This is a genomic window from Amycolatopsis sp. SID8362 (assembly GCF_010550475.1).
GTDB classification, from domain to species: domain Bacteria; phylum Actinomycetota; class Actinomycetes; order Mycobacteriales; family Pseudonocardiaceae; genus Amycolatopsis; species Amycolatopsis eburnea.
Map to the genome: position 1 here is coordinate 1 of NZ_JAAGNB010000830.1, position 22349 is coordinate 22349.

The following is a 22349-nucleotide window of genomic DNA, read 5'->3' on the forward strand; positions in this document are numbered from 1 at the left end:
CCCGGCCGTTGCCGTGCACCGTGACCGCCGCGGCGCGCCGCCGGTCGGCCAGCGCGCCCTGGTGGTGCCGGGCCCGCAGCGACCAGAGACCGGTTTCGGCGCGCAGTCCCGGGCCTTCCGGACGGCCGGCGTCGGTGACCAGGCCGAGCGCGGTCAGCTGCCGCAGCAGCGTGCGGAGTTGGTCACGGTGTTCGCTCTCGGCGAGCAGGAGGCGCTCGACGGGCTTGCTCCCGTCGAGCGCGCGTATTCGGGCGGCGAGCTCGGGCGCCAGGTTTTCGACGATCACGCCGTGGCGCGGGTCGAGCCCGATCTGGATCTCGCGCGGGCCTCGTTCGAGGACTGTCAGGCCCGGGAGCAGGGCGGGGTGGGTGGGCAGGAGGACCGGTGGCATGTCCGCGGTGGAGAGGAGCATGTCCGCAGGATGGCACCCCGGACCGACCGGAAGGCTCGCGAAGACGCCGGATCGGCCGAGTTGTCCACAAGTGGAGCGGGCTGTGGACAACTCGGGTCTGTGACCTCAAGGCGCTCGGAGTTGTCGGTGCCTGGCCTTACCGTTGTCGAGTGGTCGAAGCACGCATGCCCTCGCTGAGAGGCAGGGGGGACACGAACCCCCCGTCGGACACACCTGGACACAAGGTCGAAGTGCGGCGCAGCCAGCGCCGGCACCGGACGGTCACCGCGTATTGGAAAGACGACACGCTCGTCGTGCTCATCCCCGCGCGGATGACCAGGGCGGAGGAGAAACATTGGGTCGCCGAGATGGAGCGCAAACTGCAGCGCTCGGAACCACGCCGTCCGGCGTCCCCGAAGACGTCGGACGAAGTCCTGCTCGCGCGCTGCGCGCTGCTGTCGGGCAAGTACCTGGGCGGTGACGCGACGCCGGCGAGCGTCCGCTGGGTGCCGCCGATGCGCACGAGGTGGGCGTCCTGCACGCCGGTCGACGCGACCATCCGGGTCAGCGACCGGCTGCAGAAGGTCCCTCCGTGGGTCCTCGACTACGTGCTGGTGCACGAGCTGGCGCACCTGCGTGAGCCCGGGCACGACGCCGCGTTCTGGGCCCTGGTGCGGCGGTACCCGAAGACCGAGCGGGCGATCGGGTACCTCGAGGGCCTGTCGGCTGCCGCCGGGTGGGGGATTTCCCTCGAGGACTGACGGCTGAACGGCAAAGGGCCGGTGACCACTGTGCAGGTCACCGGCCCTCCGCGGTTCAACTCAGGACTGGTCGCCCTTGTCCGGGTCGGAGCCCTTGTCGGTGTCCGGCTCGGACGACGGGTTGTCCTTCTCCCGCTCGGCCCGTTCCGTGCGCTCCAGCTCGGCGATCGGGTCCAGGTCGTCGAGCGATCCGCTCTCGCCGACGCGGTCGGCGAAGTCGATCGGCTCGTCCAGGTCCTCCGCCGTCGGCATCAGGTCCGGGTGGGACCAGAGGCCGTCGCGCTTCTCCGCGCCGTGGCGGTCGCCCACCAGGCTCCACAGGTTGGACGCGTCCCGCATGCGGCGGGGGCGCAGCTCCAGGCCGACCAGGGTGGCGAACGTCTGCTCGGCCGGGCCGCCGGTCGCGCGGCGGCGGCGGAGCGTCTCGCGCAGGGCGTCGGCGCCCGGGAGGCGGTTGCCGACCGCTTCGGCCACCACCACGTCTACCCAGCCTTCGACCAGGGCCAGCAGGGTCTCCAGGCGCCTCAAGGCCGCCTTCTGCTCGTCCGTGGTCTGGGGCTCCAGGAGACCCGAGGACATCGCCTCTTCGATGCTCGCCGGGTTCGACGGGTCGATGCGGCCGGCCAGTGACTCCAGGGCCGAGGTGTCGACCGTGATGCCGTGCGCGAACTCCTCGACCGTCGCCAGCAGGCGCTGGCGCAGCCACGGCACGTGCGTGAACAGGCGCTGGTGCGCGGCTTCGCGCGCGGCCAGGAACACCAGGATCTCGCTGTTCGGCAGCTCGAGGCCGTCGGCGAACTTCTCGATGTTCGCGGGCAGCAGCGCCGACGTTCCGGCGGGCGCCAGCGGGAGGCCGATCTCGGACGAGGTCAGCATCTCCGACGCCAGCTGGGCGAGCGCGTTGCCGAGCTGGGAGCCGAAGGCCATGCCGCCCATCTGACCCATCATCTGCAGCAGCGGGCCGGCGGCCTGCTTGGCCTCCTCCGGCAGCGCCTGCATCCACGCACCCGAGATCTGCTGGGCGACCGGGTCGCAGAGCCGCTGCCACGTCGGCAGCGTCTTCTCCACCCAGGTGCGCGGCGACCAGGCGACCGTCGACGTCGCGCCGGCGGGGAACACCGTCGCCGCGTCGAGCCACAGCTCGGCCAGGTGGGCCGCGTCGCGGACGGCGGCGTTCGCGTCGTCGCCGCCGCGGAAGCCGAGGCGGCTTTCGCCGGTGTTGCCGGCGCTGCCCAGGGTCTGGAGGGCGATCTGCTTGGCGAGGTCGTAGTTCACCGGCCCGCTGGAGGTGCCGGCCTGGCTGAGCATCTGGCCCAGCTGGCTCAGCATCTGCCCGAGCTGGTTGAAGGCCTCGGCACCGGAGGGCTCCGAGGGGTCGTTCTCACCTCGTTTGTCGGGATCGGACGGTCCGAAGCCGAACGGGGGTTTGCTCATGTGTCCACCGTACGCGGGTCGACGGCCGTCGAGGGCGTCAACCGGAGCCATGTGCGTGGCCTTCACCGAGAAGCGAACACGGTCACCGTACGCTGTCGGGCGTGACCAAGTCCTCCGAGGAGACCGCCCCCGCGAAGAGCGCGCCGGAACCGGCCGCGGAACCGGCCGGCGAGGCCCGGCGGATGACCCGCCGCGGCTGGACACTCGTGGTCAGCGGCTCGCTGTTCCTGATCTTCGTCGTGCTCGGCTCGGTCGTGCCCGTGCCGTACGTCGCGATCAGCCCGGGCCCGACCTACGACACGCTGGGTCGCGACGCCGCGGGCAACCCCGTCATCCAGGTCACCGGTCACGACACTCATCCGACCACCGGTGAGCTGCGGATGACGACCGTCTCGCTGCACGACGGCGTCACGCTCTTCCAGGGCCTCGGCTTCTGGGCCAGCGGCCGGTACGCGCTCGCGCCGCGCGAGGAGTACTTCAAGCCCGGCGAGACGAACGAGCAGGTCAAGCAGGAGAACATCCAGCAGCTGCAGGACTCGCAGACGAACGCGCAGGTCGCCGCGCTGCGCAAGCTCGGCTACCCGATCAAGGTGCTGGCGAAGCAGATCGTCTCCGGCAGCCCCGCCGACCACGTGCTCTCGCCCGGCGACAAGCTGATCACCGTCAACGGCAAGAAGGTCGTCGAGGCCGCCGACGTGCGGGCCGCGCTGGCCGGCACGCTGCCCGGCCAGACCGTCCAGATCACCTTCCAGTCCGACGGCCAGCCCGAGCGGACCGTGCCGCTCACGCTCGCCTCGCGCCCGGACCGCAAGGAAGGCTTCATCGGCCTCACCGCGGTCGACCGCGCCGACGCGCCCTTCACCGTCAACATCTCGCTGCAGGACGTCGGCGGGCCGTCGGCGGGCCTGATGTTCACGCTCGCGATCATCGACCGGCTGGAGCCCGGTGACCTGGCCGCCGGACGGCACATCGCCGGCACCGGGGAGATCTCCGAGACCGGCGAAGTCGGCCCGATCGGGGGAATCTCGTTCAAGGTCGTCGGCGCGCGCGAGGCAGGCGCGACCGACTTCCTGGTGCCCGAGCACAACTGCGCCGAGGCCAAGACCAACGCGCCTGCCGGGCTCAACCTCATCAAGGTGTCCACACTGGACGACGCGCTGACCCAGCTGGGCAACCTGAAGGCGGGCCGCCCGACGGCCTCCTGCTAGGGGAGCAGCGTCGCCTTGAGGGCTTCGACGAGGTTCGGCGCCAGGTCCGGGCTCTCGACGATTTCGTCGACCGGCTCCTCCGAGCCGGCGCCGCGCAGCCGCATCACGCAGGCGCCTTCGCCGTCGCGCACGACCGCGGCCACGAGGCGGGCCTCCGTCCGCTGCGGGTGGTCGGCGGCCGCGCGGCGCAGGCTCTCCGCGTCCGCCTCGGCGACGTCCGGCAGCTCCGACTCCGAGCCCGGCGGCAGCACGATGATCTCCTGCGCCAGCGCGCAGCCGATCACCAGATCGGGCCACGCGATCCGGCCCAGCGCCTCGGCCAGGTCACCCTCCGGCAGCGCTTCCTGCGCCACCGGAGTCAGCGGGTTCGCCCGGTCCAGCTGCCCGGCCAGCTCCGGCTGCTCGTCCAGCAGCGCCGCCGTCGGCACCAGCGCGAACAGCTGCGGCGGCTGGTCCCAGCCACCCGCGGCCATGAACTCCTCGATCTCACGGGCGAGCGCGGCCACGCCGGCCTGTCGCGCTTCGTCTGCTGCCATGCGCACATGGTGTCAGGCCGGCCGGCGCGTGACTGCCGCGAGTCCGGTTTGGGCGGGTCCCGGGAACTTCACCGGGCATCCGTAGAGTTAGGGAATCAGGGGGCGCACGCGCCCCTGCTCAAGTGTTGACGAAGACAGGAGCGTGTGCCGTGGCGACTCGGCCCCCGGTGAGCCTGCCGAAGCTGTCCCGGCGGAGCCGGATCCTCCTCATCATCGCCGCGGTGATCGTGCTGGCGCTGTTGCTCGGGGCCCGCCTCCTCGACACGTACGTCGACTGGCTGTGGTTCGGCGAGGTCGGCGCGCGATCGGTGTTCACGACCCAGGTGGTGACCCGGGTCATCCTGTTCTTCGCGGTCGGGCTGCTCGTCGGCGGGGCGCTGGCGGTGAGCCTGATGATCGCCTACCGGACCCGCCCGGTGTTCGTCCCGATCTCCGGCGCCGACGACCCGCTGGCGCGCTACCGCTCGGCGATCGTCGCCCGGATCCGGCTCTTCGGCATCGGCATCCCGGTGCTGACCGGCCTGATCGCCGGCCTGTCCGCCCAGGGCGACTGGCAGGTCGTGCAGCTGTTCCTCAACGGCACCACGTTCGGCCAGACCGACCCCGAGTTCGGCAACGACGTCGGCTTCTACGCCTTCGACCTGCCGTTCTACAACTGGCTGCTCGGCTGGCTGTTCATTACCGTCGTCATCTCCTTCTTCGGCGCGCTGATCTCGCACTACGTCTTCGGCGGCATCCGGCTCGCCGGCAAGGGCGGCCAGCTCGCCGGCCCGACCCGCGCGCAGCTCGCCATCACCGTCGGCGTCTTCGTGCTGCTGAAGGCGGCCGAGTACTTCTTCGACCGGTACAACCTGCTGCTGTCCGACCGCGGCGCCCCGCTGTTCATCGGTGCCACCTACACCGACCTGAACGCGGTCCTGCCCGCGAAGCTGATCCTGCTGTGCATTTCGGTGATCTGCGCGGTCGCGTTCTTCGCCGGGGCATTCCTGCGCAACCTGCAGCTGCCGGCCATCGCGCTGGTGCTGCTCATCCTGTCCAGCATCCTCGTCGGCGTCGCGTGGCCCGCGATCCTCGACCAGTTCTCGGTCAAGCCGAACGCGAACGAGAAGGAAGCGACGTCCATCCAGCGCAACATGGACGCCACCCGCCGCGCCTACGGCCTCACCGACGTCCAGTACCAGCAGTACAACGGCGCTTCGTCCGCCACGCAGGACCAGCTGAAGGCCGACACCGGGACGATGTCGAACATCCGGCTGCTCGACCCGAACGTCCTCTCCGACACCTTCACCCAGCGCGTCGGCCGGGAGAACTTCTACGGCTTCCCGGCGAAGCTCGACATCGACCGTTACACCGTCGGCGGCGTGACGCAGGACTACATCGTCGCGGCGAAGGAGATCAAGACCGAGGGCCTGACCGGCAACCAGACCAGCTGGATCAACAAGCACCTCGTCTACACGCACGGCAACGGCTTCGTCGCCGCGCCTGCCAACACGATCGACCGCGCGGTCAAGGACGCCAACTCCGACGGCGGCTACCCGGTCGCCACGACTAGCGACACCCAGAACCCGACCGGCGCCGGCTCGCCCGGACCGAACCAGCCGGGCATCGAGGTCAAGCAGCCCCGCATCTACTACGGCGAGCTGTCGGCCGCGGACTCCGACTACGCGATCGTCGGCGGGACGTCCGGCAACGCGCCCGGCGAGTACGACACCGCGACCGACCGCTACACCTACAACGGCAGCGGCGGCGTCTCGATCGACAACTGGTTCAACCGCCTCGCCTTCGCGGCCGAGTACGGCGAACGCAACATCCTGTTCTCCGACGCCATCGGCGACAACTCGAAGATCATGTACAACCGCGACCCGCGCGAGCGCGTCAGCAAGGTCGCGCCGTGGCTGACCCTCGACGGCGACCCGTACCCGGCCGTCGTCGACGGCAAGATCCAGTGGATCATCGACGGCTACACCACGCTCAACAACTTCCCGTACGCCCAGCAGACCCAGCTCGGCGCGGCCACCAACGACTCCCTCAACGGCGTCGCGCGGCAGGCCAACAGCTCCATCAACTACATCCGCAACTCGGTCAAGGCCACCGTCGACGCCTTCAACGGCAACGTGACGCTGTACTCGATCGACGACAAGGAACCGGTCCTCAACGCCTGGGAGAAGGTCTTCCCCGGGCTCGTGAAGCCCAGCTCCGACATTTCGCCGGACCTGCGCTCGCACTTCCGCTACCCCGAGGACCTCTTCAAGATCCAGCGCGAGCTGCTGTCCCGCTACCACGTCAGCAACCCGCAGGAGTTCTACTCGCAGCAGGCGTTCTGGAGCGTCCCGCAGGATCCGACGGCTGAGGGCGCGAGCAACCCGACGGCGGCCGGCGCGGCGAACCAGCCGGGCTACTACGTCCTCGCGGACACCCCGGGGCAGAGCAAGCCGACGTTCCAGCTGACGAGCTCGCTGACCGGTCTGCAACGGCAGTACCTGGCGTCGTGGATGTCGGTGTCCTCCGATGCGAACGACTACGGGAAGATCCGCGTCCTGCAGTTGCCGAGCGCGGCCACCGGGGCGACGCAGGTCGACGGTCCGGTCCAGGTGCAGAACCGGTTCCAGAGTGATCCACGGGTGGCCCAGGACCGGACGCTGTTCAACAACCCGAACGTCACGCCGATCTACGGCAACCTGATCACGCTGCCGGTCGCGCAGGGCTTCCTCTACGTCGAGCCGGTGTACATCCGGCAGCGCAACCAGACGAGTTACCCGCAGCTGGCCCGCGTCCTCGTCTCGTACGGGCCGAAGGTCGGCTACGGCGCGACGCTGCAGGAAGCGCTCGACCAGGTCTTCGGGGCCGGCACCGGTGAAGCCACCACGACGCCGCCGCAGGCCGGGCAGCCCACGACCACGCCGCCCACGACCCCGCCGACGACACCGACGACTCCGCCCAACAACGGGGGCGGCAACGCGGCTCTGGACAAGGCGGTCACCGACATCCAGGCGGCGATCGCGAAGCTGAAGGCGGCCCAGCAGTCGGGCAACTTCGCGGACCAGGGCGCGGCGCTCGCGGCGCTCGACGCGGCGGCGCGGGCGTACGAAGCGGCCAAGACGGCGACGCCGTCGAGCAGCGCTCCGCCGCCCAGCACCCAGCCGGGAGGGTGACGTCAGTTACCTACGGGGCACCTGCTTTGCACCCCTTGGAAACAGTGGCGTAAGGTAGGTGTCACGACGCGGGGTGGAGCAGCTCGGTAGCTCGCTGGGCTCATAACCCAGAGGTCGCAGGTTCAAATCCTGTCCCCGCTACTGGAAGAAGAGGCGTGGCCATTGGCCGCGCCTCTTCTTTTTTTCGTCAGACGAGCCAGCCGTCCACCGAATCCGTTGCCGTGGCGACGTAACCGTCCGGGCGGACGAGCACCCTCGTCAGGTCGGGCCATGGGAGTGTTGGCACTCGGGCCACCACGACGTCCGGGTGGGGCGGTCGAGCCGGAGTCGTCGTCAGCAGGACGAACTTTCCTTTGTGGAACAAGTCGCTCACGTAGCCGTCGCCGAAGGGGAAGTCCGGGAGACGCGTGCCCGCCGGGTGGGGTTCGTCCGACGCGTAGCGGATGTTCAGGCCGGAGACCATTCCGGACAGCCGGTGCTGGACTTCCGGGATCGCCGTCAAATCCTGGAACAGCAGCCGCATCGCCCGCTGTTCCGGGGTCGCCGGGATCAACGCCGTTTGGGCCGCGACGTTCTGGAGGACCGCTTCCGCCACCGGGCGGCGTTCCGCTTCGTAGGTGTCCAGCAAGCCCGCCGGGGCACGGCCGTTCAGCTCCGCCGCCAGTTTCCAGCCCAGGTTCACCGCGTCCTGGACGCCGAGGTTCAGGCCCTGGCCGCCGGCCGGGAAGTGGGTGTGGGCCGCGTCTCCGGCCAGGAAGACCCGGTCCACGCGGTACTTGCCCGCCAGCCGGGAATCGTCGGAAAACCGGGACGCCCAGCGGATTTCGGAGATTTCCACGGCGTCGCCGAAACTTTCGCGGACCTTCGCGCGCACCTCGTCGTCGGTCACCTTCGCCCGCAGGTCCGCCGGGCGGTTCAGGCGGTCGCCGTAGCTCAGGCGGTACAGGTTCGGCTCGGCCAGCGGGATCAGGCCGACGAACGACCCCGGTGACGTCGCCGACCGCACCAGGTTCCGCATCGACCGCCACTCCGTCGGCGCGCCCGGCGGCGCCGACGCGAACAGGACGTCCGCCGAGACGCCGTGACCGCGTCCTTCGATGCCTTCGAACGGCAGGTTCAGCGCCTTCCGCACCGCGCTGCGGCCGCCGTCGCAGCCCACCAGGTACGTCGCGCGCACCCGGACGTCGCCGGCGGTGACCGTCACGCCGGTCGCGTCCTGGGCGAAGCCGGTCAGCTCGTGCCCGCGCAGCACCTTCACACCCTGCTCGGCCAGCCGCTCCTCGAGCGCCGCTTCGACCTGGGCCTGCGGGATGCCCACCTGGTACGGGTGCCGCGTGTCCCAGTTCGCGTAGCTGACCGGGATCATCGCGAAGTGGCCCTCCGGCACGGTCGTGAACGACCGCTGCTCCGCCCGGCCCAGCAGGCCACGCAGGTCCAGCACCTCCGCCGTGCGCGGCTGCAGGTTCAGTGCCTTCGACAGCCTGGTGCGCGCCGCCAGCCGCTCCAGCACGACGACGTCCACGCCGGCCAGTGCCAGCTCGTTCGCCAGCATCAGCCCGGTCGGGCCCGCCCCGGCGACGACCACGTCCGCGGTCAGCTCGTCCATCCCCAGCTCCTTAACAACGTTAAATTGACCTGACCCGAGAGTGCCCTTAACATCGTTAAATTGTCAAGCCGGTAGCACGAGGAGAGTCGAAAACATGGCCCTGACCAGGCAGGACATCGCGCGCTCGGGGCTGAAGCTGCTCAACGAGACCGGCCTCAACGGCCTCACCCTGCGGCTGATCGCCGCCGATCTCGGGGTCAAGGCGCCGGCGCTCTACTGGCACATGAAGAACAAGCAGGAGCTGCTCGACGAGATGGCGACGCAGATGTACCGCGATTCGGCCGACGAGCGCGTGCCACCGGAGTCGCTGGGGGAGTGGGACGCCGTCGCGCACGGCGCGCGGGCGCTGCGGCGGATGATGCTGTCCTACCGCGACGGCGGGAAGGTCTTCGCCGGCACCTACCTCGGGGACACCGGCCTGGTCCCGCCGAGCCCGCTGCGTCGGAGTGTCGAAGCCGGGCTGGACGAGCGCCGGGCCGCTCAGGCGCTGTTCACGGTGTACAGCTACGTCGTCGGCTTCACCATCGAAGAGCAGGCCGTCTACCCGAAGCCGGGCGAACTGGACGAGCGCTACCGCAGCGAGCGGGCCGGGGACCTGCTCGCCGACGTCGATTCGCGGTTCGAGGACGGGCTGGCCATGGTCCTGAGTGGAGCACGGCGGTGGCTCGGAGTGGAGTAACGCCTGGTCAGCCGGTTGGTCGACCCCGGTGTAAACCCGTTCGCGACCCCGTGTAATCTATTCAAGTACCACAACGGCGCGGGGTGGAGCAGCTCGGTAGCTCGCTGGGCTCATAACCCAGAGGTCGCAGGTTCAAATCCTGTCCCCGCTACCACGAAGAGGCGCGTTCCCGGAAATCCGGGAACGCGCCTCTTTTGTCATATCGGCACAACTTCCGCTGCCGACTTTCCCGTGCCGCGCGCGAAAAACCGCGGATTCCGCGATGAGTGCCCCGAGACGGAGTGGTTGCGGTGCGTATCCGGCGTCGGCCAAGCCGGGGAAAGGCGCGCGCCGGGCTCACCTGCCTGGCCGTTTCCCGGCCGTTCGCGTGCGGCTGGTTGGACCAAAGAACCGCGGTGATGGTTGCGCTGCGTGTCCGCGGTCCACAGTGGACCTGGTCGCATTGGGCCGAACGAGGGGATCTCACTAGCCACAATGGACAGATCTGCTGACCACTGTGGACACAGCGGCCGATAAGTGGGAATGTAGGGGACGTGTCCGAATTGAATGCAACAGCCGCCGCCCTGCTCGGTCTGCTCCACGACGGTCCCGCCACCGGCGGGCAGCTCGTCGCGGGAGCGGGTGAGCGATTCGGCGCCTTCTTCAGCGTCACCCGCAGCCAGGTGTACCGGGAGCTCCCGGCGCTGTCCAAGGAAGGTCTCGTCCGGCTCGGCAAGCAGGGCCCGCGCTCCAGCCAGCAGTACCTGATCACCGCCGCCGGCAAGAAGGCCTTCAAGGCCTGGCTGACGTCCGAGGCCGGTCCCGACCACCTGCGCAGCCCGCTCATCCTGCGGCTCGTGCACGCGGGGTCGCTGACCGCGAAGCAGCGCCAGTCGCTGCTGGACGCCGCCCGGACCAGCTACGGCCAGCAGCTCGACGACGCCAAGGCGGCCACCAAGGCGGCCGAGGGCCCGTACGAAAAGGCCGTCGCCGAGTTCGCCCAGGCCCAGGCCAAGGCCGCGCTGAAGCTGCTCGACGCCATCCCCGCGGCCTGAGGTTCGCGCGCCCACGACCGGTCCTCGCAACCGGTCGTGGGTTTTGCCGTAACCTTGACAAACGTGAGTGATGAGTTCGACGCGGCACTGAGGGACCTGACCGGCAAGCTGACGCAGATCGAGTCGGTGATGGACCTGGATGCGCTGCGTGCCCAGGTGGCCGACCTGGAGCAGCAGGCCTCGAGCCCCACCCTCTGGGACGACCCGGAGGCGGCCCAGAAGGTCACCAGCCAGCTGTCCCACCGGCAGGGCGAGCTGAGGCGCGTCTCCGACCTGCGCCAGCGGCTCGACGACCTGGGTGTGCTGTACGAGCTCGCGGAGGCCGAAGGCGACGCGGGCAGCATGGGCGAGGCCGAGACCGAGCTCGCCGACCTCGGCAAGTCCATCGACGGCCTTGAGGTCCGCACGCTGCTCTCGGGCGAGTACGACGACCGCAACGCCGTCGTCACCATCCGTTCCGAGGCAGGCGGCGTCGACGCGGCCGACTTCGCCGAGATGCTGCTCCGCATGTACCTGCGCTGGGCGGAGCGCCACGGCTACCCGACCGACGTCTACGACATCTCCTACGCCGAAGAGGCGGGCATCAAGTCGGCGACGTTCAAGGTCAGCGCCCCCTACGTCTACGGCACCCTCTCGGTCGAGCAGGGCACCCACCGGCTCGTCCGGATCTCGCCGTTCGACAACCAGAGCCGCCGCCAGACGTCGTTCGCGCACGTCGAGGTGCTGCCGGAGGTCGAAGAGGTCGACCACGTCGACATCCCGGAGAAGGACATCCGCGTCGACGTCTACCGCTCGTCGGGCCCCGGTGGGCAGAGCGTGAACACGACCGACAGTGCGGTGCGCATCACGCACATCCCGACGAACATCGTCGTCTCCTGCCAGAACGAGAAGTCGCAGCTGCAGAACAAGGCGGCCGCGATGAAGGTCCTCCAGTCGCGGCTGCTGCAGCGCAAGAAGGAGGAGGAGCGCAAGGAGATGGACGCGCTCAAGGACGGCGGCTCCAGCTGGGGCAACCAGATGCGCTCCTACGTCCTGCACCCGTACCAGATGGTGAAGGACCTGCGGACCGAGTTCGAGGTCGGCAACCCGACCGCGGTGCTCGACGGCGACATCGACGGCTTCCTCGACGCCGGCATCCGCTGGCGCAAGCAGACCGCGTCCGTCTGACCGGTGCGGCGGGTGTTCGGCCGACCGCTCACCGTGCGCGAACGCCCGCTGCTCCACCCGGGTGGACCGGGCAACCGGGGCTTCACGAGACCGGTGGGTAGTATGCCGAATCGTGATCCGGCTCGAAGAGGTTTCCAAGGTCTACAAGACCTCGACGCGGCCCGCGCTCGAGCGGGTGTCCGTCGACATCGAAAAGGGTGAGTTCGTCTTCCTCATCGGTCCCTCGGGATCGGGGAAGTCGACCTTCCTCCGGCTGCTGCTGCGCGAAGAGACGCCGAGCAAGGGCCGCGTGATGGTGTCCAACTTCGACGTCGCCAAGCTGGCCCGCCGCCGGGTCCCCCGCCTGCGGCAGACCATCGGCTGCGTGTTCCAGGACTTCCGTCTGCTGGCCAACAAGACCGTCGCGGAGAACGTCGCGTTCGCCCTCGAGGTCATCGGCAAGCCCGGCCCGACCATCAAGAAGGTCGTCCCCGAGGTGCTCGAACTCGTCGGCCTCGACGGCAAGGCCGACCGGCTGCCCAACGAGCTCTCCGGCGGTGAGCAGCAGCGCGTCGCGATCGCGCGCGCGTTCGTGAACCGGCCGCTGGTGCTGCTCGCCGACGAACCGACCGGGAACCTGGACCCCGACACCAGCCAGGACATCATGCTGCTGCTGGAGCGGATCAACCGCACCGGCACGACCGTCCTGATGGCGACCCACGATCACTCCATCGTGGACTCCATGCGGCGCCGAGTCGTCGAGCTGCAGCTCGGCCGGGTGATCCGCGACGACGCCCGAGGCGTCTACGGCATCGGTCGCTGAGACCCGCCCACCCCGCACCGACCCCGACCCCAAGGACCAGCCCCGCCATGCGCGCCAGTTTCGTCTTCAGTGAGGTAGTCACCGGCCTGCGCCGGAACGTCACGATGACCATCGCGATGATCCTGACCACGGCCGTGTCGCTCGCCATGCTCGGCGGCGGCCTGCTGGCCGTGCGCACGATCGACAAGATGAAGTCCAACTTCCTCGCCGACGTCGAGGTTTCCGTCTACCTCACCGACGACATCAGCGCGGCGGACAAGAACTGCACCCAGGCGCTGTGCCAGTCGCTGCGTTCGGACCTGCAGGGCAACAACGGCGTCGAGTCGGTCGTGTTCGAGAACCGCGACCAGGCCTACGACCGGTTCAAGAAGATCTTCGAGAGCCAGCCGGAGCTGATCGCGCTCACCGGCCCCGAGTCGCTGCCCGCGTCGCTGCACGTGAAGCTGAAGGACCCGGACCGCAGCGACTCGATCGTGCAGGAGTACGCCAGCAAGCCGGGCGTGCGGAAGGTCGACGACCAGAAGAAGTTCCTCGACCGCGTGTTCAACGCCTTCAACGGTGTCCGGAACATGGCGTTCGGCGCCGCGCTCATCATGGCCATCGCGGCGCTGCTGCTGATCGCCAACACGATCCAGGTGTCGGCGTTCACCCGGCGCACCGAGGTCGGCATCATGCGGCTCGTCGGCGCGACGCGGTGGTACACGCAGCTACCGTTCCTCTTGGAGGCGGTGGTCGCCGGCGCGGTCGGTGCGGTCCTCGGGATCATCATGCTGATCATCACGAAGGCCGGTTTCCTCGATTCGGTGTTCACCGGGGACGTGTTCCCGAAGATCACCATGCTGGAACTGCTGTTCCCGGTCGCGCCGATCCTGCTGGCGGTGTCCGTGGTGATCTCCGCCATCACCGGGTACGTCACGCTGCGGCTGTACGTCCGGCACTAGGTTTAACCGGCTGCTTGTCACCGTCGGAATCACGTAGAGTGGTCGTATGCCCAAGGAACGTGGCCAGAAGGTGATCGTGTCGAACCGCAAGGCGCGGCACGATTACTCCATCCTCGACACCTACGAGTGCGGTCTCGTGCTCGTCGGCACCGAGGTGAAGAGCCTGCGCGAGGGCAAGGCGTCCCTGGCGGACGCGTTCGCGACGGTCGACGACGGCGAAGTGTGGCTGCGCAACGTGCACATCCCGGAGTACACGCAGGGCACGTGGACCAACCACACGCCGCGGCGCACCCGGAAGCTGCTGCTGCACCGGCGGGAGATCGAGAAGCTCATCGGCAAGACCAAGGAGAGCGGGCTCTCACTGGTGCCGCTGTCGATGTACTTCAAGGACGGCAAGGTCAAGGTCGAGATCGCGCTGGCGCAGGGCAAGAAGGCCTACGACAAGCGGCAGACGCTCGCCAAGCGCGACGCGGAACGCGACATCAGGAAGGCCATGGGCCGCGCGCTCAAGGGCCGGTTCACGGAGTGACGGCGGGCCCGGCTTCCGACGCGGACGTCGCGCGCTGGACGGCGTCACTGGGCCTGCCGGGCCTGGTCGACCTGCACGTCCACTTCCTGCCGAAGCCGGTGATGGACAAGGTGTGGGCGTACTTCGACCAGGCCTCGACGCACTACGGCACCGAGTGGCCGGTGCACTACCGGACGTCCGAAGAGGACCGCTTGGCGACGTTGCGCTCGCTGGGTGTGACGCGGTTCGCGCCGCTGGTCTACCCGCACAAGCCGGGGATGGCGGAGTGGCTGACGTCGTGGGCGCTCGAGTTCGCGGCGCGGGTGCCGGACGCCGTGCCGACCGGGACGTTCTACCCCGAACCCGGCGCCGGGTCCGCTGTGGACGGTGCGCTGCGCGCCGGCGCCCGGGTGTTCAAGGCGCACGTGCAGGTGGGCGCGTACGACCCGCGTGACGACCTGCTGAAGCCGGTGTGGGGCGCGCTCGCCGACGCCGGCGTGCCCGTCGTGGTCCACTGTGGACACGGACCGTTGCGGGGCGACTTCACCGGGTTGTCGGTGTTCGAAGAGGTCCTCGCGCGGCACCCGCAGCTGACGGCCGTGCTGGCGCACGCGGCGATGCCCGAGTTCGGGACGGCCTTCGAGCTGATGGCGAAGTACCCGCGGGTGCACCTGGACACGACGATGGTGGGCGTGCCGTTCGCCGAGGCGATGTCGCCGCTGCCGCCGGACTGGACGGCGCGGCTGGCCGGGTACGCCGACCGCGTCGTGCTCGGCACGGACTTCCCGAACATCCCGTACTCCTACGCGACGCAGCTGCAGGCGATCGCCGGCTGGGCGGCCGACGATCGCCTGGGGGAGCCGTTCCTGCGGGCGGTCCTGCACGACACCCCGCTGCGGCTGCTCACCGCTTGAGCGCGGCCCGTTCGCTGACGGCGACGGCGCGGCCCAGGTAGCGGGTGCCGAGCGCGGTGACCGGAATGTGCTTGCCCGCCAGGAGGAACCCGGCCGTCGCGAGGACCACCCACGGCACCGGGCCGTGCGCGATGCCGTCCGACAGCGGCGCGAACCCGTGTGCGGCCAGGCCGAGCAGACCACCGGAGACCAGCAGGCCGGCGACGACGAGCTGCGGCGTCCGCGCGGTGATTTCGCCGGTGTCGCGCTGCATCTCGAAGTGCGCGAAGAGCCGCAGCAGACCGAGCAGCACCAGCCCGCAGACCGCGAACCACGCGGGCGCCATCACCAGCCAGAGCAGCGTGCCCGGCTCCGGGGTTTCGTAGCCGAGGCCGTACACCGTCACGCCCGCCACCACGATCAGCGCCGGCATGTGCCAGAGGTAGACGCTCATGAACCGCGCGCCCAGCCAGCTCAGCGCGTTCCCGATGCCCGGCCGCGCGGCGAGCGCGTTGAGCTGCGGGCGGAAGGCGAGCAGCAGGCCGATCTGGCCGACGGCGAGGAAGGCGAGCAGCACGGTCGGCGGGCTCATGTTCGACACCGGCGCGCCGGGCATCCCGATCATGCTGGCCGGGTACGGGCCGAACGCGACCAGCAGCGCTGTGATCCCGAACCCGGCGGCCGAGAGCGCGAGCGCGCCGCGGCGGGTGAGCTTGCCGAGGCGGCCTTCGACGTAGTGGAACCCGAGCTGGTGCACGGCGACCCAGACGAAGATCGCGTTGGCGTAACCGATGTAGCCGAAGTCGTTGAAGCGCGCGACGTCGACGAGGACGCCCGCGGCGCCCATGGCGAGCGGGACCTTGAGGCCCCAGCGCCGGTGCGCGGCGACCATCAGCGGCGTCAGCAGCACGACGAGCACGTACACGGCGAGGAACCACAGCAGCTGCGCGGCGATCGCGCTGCCGACCTGCAGCGGCTGCGGTGGCACGCCGAGGCCGCGCAGGAAGTCCGGGACGACCAGCCAGACCGCCAGCAGCGGCAGCACCGGAACCATCAGCCGCTTGATCCGGCCGGCGAGCCACGTCCGCGTGGATTCCGCGCGGCGGAAGGAGATCAGGCCCGCGGCGCCGCCGGCGAAGAAGACGAGCGGCATGACTTGGCTGAGCCAGGTGACGACCCACCACCCCGGCGTCGCGAGGGCGTTCCCGGTGGCGAGGTGACCGTCTGAGTAGGAGAGCACCGGCATGACCCAGTGCTGGGCGATGACGGCGAGGATGGCCCCCGCCCGGACGACGTCGAGGAAGCGGTCCCGGCTCGTTTGCATGCAGTTGAGCTTGGTCGCTCGGGCGTCCCGGAACAGCGGTGCTGACCGGCGTCTTGGGGGTCCTGTTCACCCCCGCGGGGTAGGGGGGTTCTCCCTACCTCAGCCCGTCCGGCTCGGGTTCGTGCTGCGTCGCGGCGACGCGGTACTCCCAGCCGTGCTCGGTGAGCCCGAGCTCGTACCGGGTCTCGATCTTCGGCCCGCCGTGCAGGTGGATGTGCCGGATCACGGTGCCGGGCACCGGCTCGGCGTCCCCGAGCTCCTGGACGCGGCCGTCGAGCGGGCCGCCGAAGAAGCGGACTTCGTCGGTCATCTGCTCGCTCCTCTCGTCGGCGGGTCCGCTCATGGTAAGTGAGGGGTGCTGGGGGTGCCGCCCGCGGAACGGGTGACCCTCAGTCCACCCTACGGGGCTTTTGGTCACCATCCGTCTCGCTAACGGCCCAGGTACGTCAACACCGCACGGACGCGGCGGTGTTCCTCCGCGCTCGCCTCGAGCCCCAGCTTCGAGAAGATGTTCCCGATGTGCTTCTCCACCGCGCCGTGCGAAACGACGAGCGAGTTCGCGATCGCCGTGTTCGACAGGCCCTGCGCCATCAGGCCGAGGACCTCCGACTCCCGGGCCGTCAGTGCGTCCAGGGGATTGCGGCGGCCGCGGGCCATCAGCTGGGCGATGACGTCCGGGTCGATCGCCGTGCCGCCGTTCGCGACGCGGCGGACCGCGTCCAGGAAGTCCGCGACGTCCGCGACGCGCTCCTTCAGCAGGTAGCCGACGCCGCCCGCGCCGCCCGAGAGGAGTTCCACCGCGTACGACTCTTCGACGTACTGCGAGAGCACCAGGACCGGCAGGCCGGGGATCTCCTTGCGCGCCGCCAGTGCCGCGCGCAAGCCCTCGTCGGTGAACGTCGGGGGCATGCGGACGTCCACGATCGCGAGGTCAGGACGGTGCTCTTTGACCGCGCCGAGCAGGTCGTCGCCGTTGTCCACGGCCGCGGCCGTCTCGATCCCCTCGTCGGCGAGCAGGCGCGTGACCCCCGCCCGCAGCAGGACGGCGTCTTCGGCGATGACTACCCGCATCCGGCCCCCAAGCTCGTGGATGAACGGGGTCCAGCCTATTCACCACTGGCAGGGGAGGTCAGCCCGGATCACCGTCGGGCCGCCGGCCGGGCTGACGACCGTGATCACGCCGTCGATGGTCGCGGCGCGGTCGGCCAGGCCGGCCAGGCCGCCGCCGGGGCGGACCTCGGCGCCGCCGTGCCCGTTGTCGGTGATCTCGACGACGACGTGGTCGTCGGTGCGCCAGACCTTGACGCCCGCTTCGGTCGCGCCGGAGTGCTTCGCGATGTTGGTCAGGGTCTCGCCGACGATGAAGTACGCCGTCGTTTCGACGGCCGCCGGGGGGCGCGGCTCGACGGCCACCTCGACGTCCACCGGGATCGGCGACTTCGCCGCCTGCGCCGACAGCGCGGCGTCCAGCCCGCGGTCGCCGAGGACGGCCGGGTAGATGCCGCGCGCGAGGTCGCGCAGTTCGGACACGGCGAGCTTGGCGTCCGCGTGGGCCTCGTCGATCAGCTCCCGCACCGACTCCGGGTCCTGGTCGAACTTCGACTTCGCGCGCCCTAGGCTCATCGCGACCGCGACCAGCCGCTGCTGGGCGCCGTCGTGCAGGTCGCGCTCGATGCGCCGCCGCTCGGCCTCGGCCGCGTCGACACCGCGGGCGCGCGACGCCTGCAGCCGCTCGGCCTTCTGCTCCAGCCGCTTCGTGCGGTCCGGCCCCAGCAGCGCGAGCCCCAGCTCGCCGTGCAGCCAGCCCAGCCACGGCGTCACCCAGACCGCCATCGGCAGCAGCACGATCGACGCCAGCGCGATCCCCAGCTCCACGCACGCCAGCGGGAACGCCGCCATCAGGTACGCCAGGTCACGCCACGTCGTCGGGTCGCTCAGCCGCACCACCCACCGGCGCAGCAGCGGCTGCCCCTCCTCGTACGGCCGCCGCTGCACCGGCGGCAACGGCACCCGCAGCATCGTCCGCAGCCAGCCCCGCTCCCGGTCGCCCGACCAGCGGATGAAGCTCGTCGTAGCCAACAGGATCGGGAACCCGATCCAGATCACGGCCGTCGCGACCCCGACCGCCAGGCCCGTCACGATCAGCACGAACTGCAGGATCCGGAAGAAGAAGCTGACGATCATGTACACGATCGTGCGAGCCGGGTGCGGCCGCGGGTGCTCCACCGGCGATGCCTCGGTCATCCCGCCACCAGGTTCTTCTCTTCCGCGTCTTCCCACCAGCGCTCCATCCGACGGCGCTGCGCCACGGTCGGCCCCAGCAGCGCGTTCGCCAGCCGGGCGTGCACTCCCGCCAGCGCCTTCGTCAGCGCCACGGACAACGCGATGAACAGCACCCCCAGCGCCGCCCACGGTAGCGCTTCCACCGTCGAGTCCACGGTCAGCCACCGCACGTCGTCCGCCGGGAAGTAGTACGCGCCGCCCGGCAGCCACCGGAAGTAGATCGGCAGCCCCGCCAGCGCCAGGCTCGTCGACCAGAAGACGGTCACCAGCACGAACTCGACCAGGCCGAGCGGGAACAGGACGAAGAAGTACGCCAGGTCCCGCCACGTCGACGGGTCCTTCAGCCGCGCCTTCCACCGGTTCTTCTGCCCTTCGGCGGGCAGCGGCAGGTACGGCAGGTCGATGTACCGGTCCAGCAGCGCGTAGACCCGGGCCCGCTCCAGCCGCGCACCCCCGCGCACGGCCAGGACCAGCACCGCGAGCAGGCCCACGCCCACCCACACCACCGCGGTCCCCACGCCGGCCGCCGTGAACGACGTCAGCAAGGCGAATGCCACCACCCCCAGCGGCAGGTTCATCAGCAGGAACACCACCGAACCGCCGAACGGCGGATCCCGCCTCTCGCGCACCATGACCGGCTCCCTTCGTCGCTCCAAGGATCGCCTCCGCACCGGCCGGCCGACATGGTGCGCGCGGGCATCCCCGTGGTGGGGCTGGCCCTACCTTGGAACAAAAGCGGTGGCGGGACGCGTTATGATGGACAGGTTGTGTCCCACCAAGGGGGTGAACGGTTTCGACTTTGGACGTTGATTCAGGAGAAGCGTGCCGGTGCAGGCGAGAGACCACCGTTAAGCGTCATCGCAACCAAATAAGCGCCGACTCCAGTCAGCGCGAGTACGCCCTCGCCGCCTGAGCGAGTGCGTCTCTGTCGGCCCGGGTTCGCCTCCGGCCCGGGTACCGGCATCAGCTAGGAGGCTCAGCGGCAGTCCCGGCCACGGGGAACTGTCGTGAAGCAAACAGTGGCTGGGCTCGTCACCTCGGCTTGTTCGCGTGACTGAGGGAGCCAAGCAGAGACGTAGCGGACTGCGCACGGAGAAGCCCTGTTGATACGCCAGAGGACCCGGGTTCAATTCCCGGCACCTCCACTGCGAGAAGGCCCGCGCCCCTTCGGGGCTGGGGCCTTCTCTCGTTCTCGGGTGTTTTTCCGGGGGTCGAACCCCCGGACCCCCGCCAGGCGGGCTTCGCCCCCTGGACCCCTTCTTGGGGCTGCCGCCCCTTGCCCCCGCTGCGGTGCCGGGTGGGTGGGTAGGCGCGGGCTGGTGGGTGGTTGCGCTTGGTGGTGGGGTGGACACTAATGGGTGTGACGGGGGCCACTTGCGGGTGAAATTTGTGTGAGTGTCATGCTGAGGTCCCGACCATGGCTCCGCACCAGTGGGGCTGGAAGTAGGTGGCCAGATGACCTGGGCACGGCACAGTGGCAGCTCGAGCGCCCACGATGAGGACAGCCGGATGGGGGTGCTGCGGGCCGAGGAGGCCGAGCGGCTCGCCGCCGAGCACTGTCGGGCTCTGGTTACCGTTGCCGGGCACTCCGCGAGTGCGCGGGAGTGCACCGAACTGCTGGACATGCTCGGGCTCGATGCCGGGTTGTGGCGGGAGCGGTAGGCGCTACTTCAGGTCCGCGACGTGGACCACCTTGTTCCGGCCCGTCGCCTTCGCGTGGTACAGCGCGGTGTCCGCCGCGTCCAGGAGACGCTGGAGTGAGGTGCCCGCCCGCGGGTAGACCGCCGAGCCGATCGAGACCGACTGGCCCGTGATCGACAGCTGGCCCACCGGGACGGTCAGGGTGCTGACCGCGCGGCGGATGCGTTCGGCCACCGCGCCGATGTCGGGCTCGCTGATGCCCGGGAGCAGCACCACGAACTCCTCGCCGCCGAACCGGCCGACCGCGTCGCCGCGGCCGCGGACCGCCGAGATGATCGCCTGGGCCACCGCGCGCAGCACCGCGTCGCCCGCCAGGTGGCCGTACGTGTCGTTCACCTGCTTGAAGTGGTCCAGGTCCAGCATCAGCAGGCCGAACGTCGAGCGCTGGCGGGCCGTCGCGGCCAGCGTCCGCTCCGCCAGCGCGTGCCAGCCGCTCGTGTTGTACAGACCCGTCTTCTCGTCGCGGTGCGCCGCCACCTCCAGCTGCTTCACCAGAACCGTGCGGTGCAGCAGCAGCAACGGCGGCAGCACCAGCAGGACCAGGCCCGGCAACGTCGCCAGCGCCAACGCGTTCAGGGCGCCCAGGCACAGCGTCGCCACTTCGAGGCCGTTGTCCGCCCAGGTGCCGAACAGGGCTTCCGGCGTGCGGCCGATTTCGTGCCTGGCCGGCAGCACCAGCAACGCGTTCACCACGAAGAACGTCACGCCCGCCGCGGCCAGCGCGAAGGTGCCGGCCCAGCCGTGGGTCAGTGCCGTGCGGATGTCGGGGACCACCGCTTGAGCGGCGTAGCACGACAGCAGGATGATGGCCGCGTTGCTGGCCGTTCTCGACGCCGGTACCCGCTGCAGGCGGTACCAGCTGCGGAGCGCCAGGTGCGAGTAGAGGCCGGCGACCAGCAGTGCCAAGAGTGGCGGGGGGAGGAGCAGCACGCCGGCGAACGTCCAGACCGACGTCATGTTGATGTGCGGGGTCCCCGACACGCGACGGCGGATGCGCTCCACCCGCCGTCCGGTTTCCGACTGGAGGATGCCGAGGAGCAGCAACGTCGCCAGGATCAGCAGCGTCCGGCGGTCCACCGCGACCGGGTACGGGCGCAGCGTCAGCGCGACCGCGACGGCCTCGGTCAGCAGGCAGTAGACGACCACGCGGGGACGCTGCCGCCACAGCGTCCAGTGGCGCGGCGCCACGAGGACGTCACGAAAGCGTGGCCCAGAGCGCGGTATACCGCCGCCGGTCCGCATACTCATGGTGTCCGGCCAGTCACGGAGACGGTTCGGCCCGAGGTGGTGAAGGGAGGCGCGCCATGTGCGGACGCGACAACTGAGGTCATGGTCCCTCCAGCCCGGCCCGGCGCCACGCCCTCGCGATCGGCACGGCCACCGCGGCACCCGCCGCGCCGGCCACCGCGATGGTGTGCGCCGGGCTCAGTACTTCCGCCAGCGCGCCGGCCGCGGCCGCGCCGAGGCCCTGCACCGTGATCAAGCCCGCGGAGTTCACGCCCGCGCACTGCGCGCGGTGCTCGTCCGGCACCCGGCGCATGAACGACACCGTGCCCTGGATGTTGTAGCCCGTCGCCAGCAGGCCGGACGTCGCCAGCAGCAGCACCGAAAGCGCCAGCCCCGGCCGGAAGGCGAACAGCACCAGCGGCAGTCCCGCGGCGATCCCGAGCCACCCGAGCAGCCGGACCTGGACGTGTTCCGGGACCCACTTGCCGAACACGACGCCGCCGACGACGCTGCCCGCCGGGTCCGCCGCCATCAGCAGGCCCACCAGCGTCGCGCCCGCGCCGATGCCCGCCGCGTACGGGGCGGCCAGCGCCTCCGGCACGATGTAGCACCCGGCTAGCCAGTTGAGCGCCACGAGCGTCCGCAGCGCCGGGTCGCGCCAGATCAGCCGGATGCCGGCGCCGGTGGCCGAAAGCCACGCCG

The 22349-nt window shown here is 70.1% G+C and carries 20 protein-coding genes, 2 tRNA genes, 1 other RNA gene and 2 pseudogenes; 14 read left to right on the plus strand and 11 right to left on the minus strand.

The features are described from left to right. Positions 1-412: pseudogene (locus G3I65_RS25765) on the minus strand (hypothetical protein); the annotation flags it as partial. A gap of 230 nt (positions 413-642) precedes the next feature. Between G3I65_RS25765 and G3I65_RS25770 the strand changes: the two are divergent. Continuing rightward, positions 643-1152, plus strand: a complete 510-nt coding sequence (locus G3I65_RS25770; RefSeq protein ID WP_160698398.1) for a M48 family metallopeptidase — start codon at positions 643-645, stop codon at positions 1150-1152. Between the two features lie 60 nt (positions 1153-1212). Here G3I65_RS25770 and G3I65_RS25775 read toward each other — a convergent pair whose 3' ends face one another. Next, positions 1213-2586: a zinc-dependent metalloprotease gene (locus G3I65_RS25775; RefSeq protein WP_163046754.1), complete on the minus strand. Its 1374-nt coding sequence runs from the start codon at positions 2584-2586 to the stop codon at positions 1213-1215. A 182-nt stretch (positions 2587-2768) separates the two neighbouring features. Between G3I65_RS25775 and G3I65_RS25780 the strand changes: the two genes are divergently transcribed. Continuing rightward, the gene (locus G3I65_RS25780; protein WP_203612508.1) at positions 2769-3794 is read left to right on the plus strand and encodes a PDZ domain-containing protein; all 1026 of its coding nucleotides are present in this window, start codon (positions 2769-2771) and stop codon (positions 3792-3794) included. On the opposite strand, the gene G3I65_RS25785 is transcribed toward G3I65_RS25780, so the two are convergent. Then, positions 3791-4330 carry a PPA1309 family protein gene (locus G3I65_RS25785; protein WP_125311691.1) on the minus strand — a complete coding sequence of 180 codons (540 nt, stop codon included), beginning with the start codon at positions 4328-4330 and terminating at the stop codon, positions 3791-3793. The two genes, G3I65_RS25780 and G3I65_RS25785, sit on opposite strands and share 4 nt — an antisense overlap. A gap of 149 nt (positions 4331-4479) precedes the next feature. On the opposite strand from G3I65_RS25785, the gene G3I65_RS25790 reads away from it, so the two are divergent. Together G3I65_RS25790 and G3I65_RS25795 are read left to right on the plus strand one after the other, a co-directional pair. Continuing rightward, complete coding sequence (locus G3I65_RS25790; RefSeq protein WP_160698401.1) at positions 4480-7482, plus strand: UPF0182 family protein; 3003 nt, start codon at positions 4480-4482, stop codon at positions 7480-7482. Positions 7483-7549: 67 nt separating this feature from the next. Next, positions 7550-7623: transfer RNA gene (locus tag G3I65_RS25795), tRNA-Met, on the plus strand. Between the two features lie 46 nt (positions 7624-7669). On the opposite strand, the gene G3I65_RS25800 is transcribed toward G3I65_RS25795, so the two are convergent. Continuing rightward, entirely contained in the window at positions 7670-9088 is a 1419-nt protein-coding gene (locus G3I65_RS25800; protein WP_160698402.1) for an FAD-dependent monooxygenase, read from the minus strand. Positions 9089-9182: 94 nt separating this feature from the next. On the opposite strand from G3I65_RS25800, the gene G3I65_RS25805 reads away from it, so the two are divergent. From G3I65_RS25805 to G3I65_RS25840, 8 genes are all read left to right on the plus strand, one after another. Then, a complete protein-coding gene (locus tag G3I65_RS25805; protein ID WP_160698403.1) occupies positions 9183-9767 on the plus strand; it encodes a TetR/AcrR family transcriptional regulator C-terminal domain-containing protein in 585 nt (194 codons plus the stop codon). A 77-nt stretch (positions 9768-9844) separates the two neighbouring features. Then, a tRNA-Met gene (locus G3I65_RS25810) sits at positions 9845-9921 on the plus strand. Positions 9922-10300: 379 nt separating this feature from the next. After that, positions 10301-10801 carry a PadR family transcriptional regulator gene (locus G3I65_RS25815; protein WP_086858966.1) on the plus strand — a complete coding sequence of 167 codons (501 nt, stop codon included), beginning with the start codon at positions 10301-10303 and terminating at the stop codon, positions 10799-10801. A 63-nt stretch (positions 10802-10864) separates the two neighbouring features. Continuing rightward, entirely contained in the window at positions 10865-11968 is a 1104-nt protein-coding gene (gene prfB, locus G3I65_RS25820) for a peptide chain release factor 2 (protein ID WP_160698404.1), read from the plus strand. Positions 11969-12080: 112 nt separating this feature from the next. Next, positions 12081-12770: a cell division ATP-binding protein FtsE gene (ftsE, locus tag G3I65_RS25825; RefSeq protein WP_003082104.1), complete on the plus strand. Its 690-nt coding sequence runs from the start codon at positions 12081-12083 to the stop codon at positions 12768-12770. A gap of 47 nt (positions 12771-12817) precedes the next feature. Further along, positions 12818-13711 (plus strand): permease-like cell division protein FtsX, encoded by an 894-nt coding sequence (gene ftsX, locus G3I65_RS25830; protein WP_160698405.1) that lies wholly within the window; start codon positions 12818-12820, stop codon positions 13709-13711. Between the two features lie 46 nt (positions 13712-13757). Beyond that, on the plus strand, positions 13758-14240 hold the full coding sequence (gene smpB, locus G3I65_RS25835; RefSeq protein ID WP_086849338.1) for an SsrA-binding protein SmpB: 483 nt from the start codon (positions 13758-13760) through the stop codon (positions 14238-14240). Next, positions 14237-15133 carry an amidohydrolase family protein gene (locus G3I65_RS25840; protein WP_160698406.1) on the plus strand — a complete coding sequence of 299 codons (897 nt, stop codon included), beginning with the start codon at positions 14237-14239 and terminating at the stop codon, positions 15131-15133. The genes smpB and G3I65_RS25840 overlap by 4 nt, the downstream gene beginning before the upstream one ends. On the opposite strand, the gene G3I65_RS25845 is transcribed toward G3I65_RS25840, so the two are convergent. The 5 genes from G3I65_RS25845 to G3I65_RS25865 form a co-directional block, all read right to left on the minus strand. Next, entirely contained in the window at positions 15123-16436 is a 1314-nt protein-coding gene (locus G3I65_RS25845) for an acyltransferase (RefSeq protein WP_160698407.1), read from the minus strand. The genes G3I65_RS25840 and G3I65_RS25845 overlap by 11 nt on opposite strands. A gap of 94 nt (positions 16437-16530) precedes the next feature. After that, complete coding sequence (locus G3I65_RS25850) at positions 16531-16746, minus strand: hypothetical protein (RefSeq protein ID WP_086864791.1); 216 nt, start codon at positions 16744-16746, stop codon at positions 16531-16533. Between the two features lie 119 nt (positions 16747-16865). Then, positions 16866-17507, minus strand: coding sequence for a response regulator transcription factor (locus G3I65_RS25855; RefSeq protein ID WP_086864789.1), 642 nt, complete (start codon positions 17505-17507; stop codon positions 16866-16868). 39 nt (positions 17508-17546) lie between these two features. Continuing rightward, the gene (locus G3I65_RS25860) at positions 17547-18680 is read right to left on the minus strand and encodes a sensor histidine kinase (RefSeq protein ID WP_160698408.1); all 1134 of its coding nucleotides are present in this window, start codon (positions 18678-18680) and stop codon (positions 17547-17549) included. Continuing rightward, the gene (locus G3I65_RS25865; RefSeq protein WP_160698409.1) at positions 18677-19351 is read right to left on the minus strand and encodes a sensor domain-containing protein; all 675 of its coding nucleotides are present in this window, start codon (positions 19349-19351) and stop codon (positions 18677-18679) included. The genes G3I65_RS25860 and G3I65_RS25865 overlap by 4 nt, the downstream gene beginning before the upstream one ends. A 147-nt stretch (positions 19352-19498) precedes the next feature. Between G3I65_RS25865 and ssrA the strand changes: the two genes are divergently transcribed. Beyond that, positions 19499-19867, plus strand: a transfer-messenger RNA (tmRNA) gene (gene ssrA, locus G3I65_RS25870). Positions 19868-20174: 307 nt separating this feature from the next. Next, positions 20175-20381, plus strand: coding sequence for a hypothetical protein (locus tag G3I65_RS25875; RefSeq protein WP_160698410.1), 207 nt, complete (start codon positions 20175-20177; stop codon positions 20379-20381). Positions 20382-20384: 3 nt separating this feature from the next. On the opposite strand, the gene G3I65_RS25880 is transcribed toward G3I65_RS25875, so the two are convergent. Both G3I65_RS25880 and G3I65_RS25885 read right to left on the minus strand, forming a co-directional pair. Continuing rightward, positions 20385-21608 carry a diguanylate cyclase gene (locus G3I65_RS25880; protein ID WP_160698411.1) on the minus strand — a complete coding sequence of 408 codons (1224 nt, stop codon included), beginning with the start codon at positions 21606-21608 and terminating at the stop codon, positions 20385-20387. Between the two features lie 139 nt (positions 21609-21747). Next, positions 21748-22349: pseudogene (locus tag G3I65_RS25885) on the minus strand (MFS transporter); the annotation flags it as partial.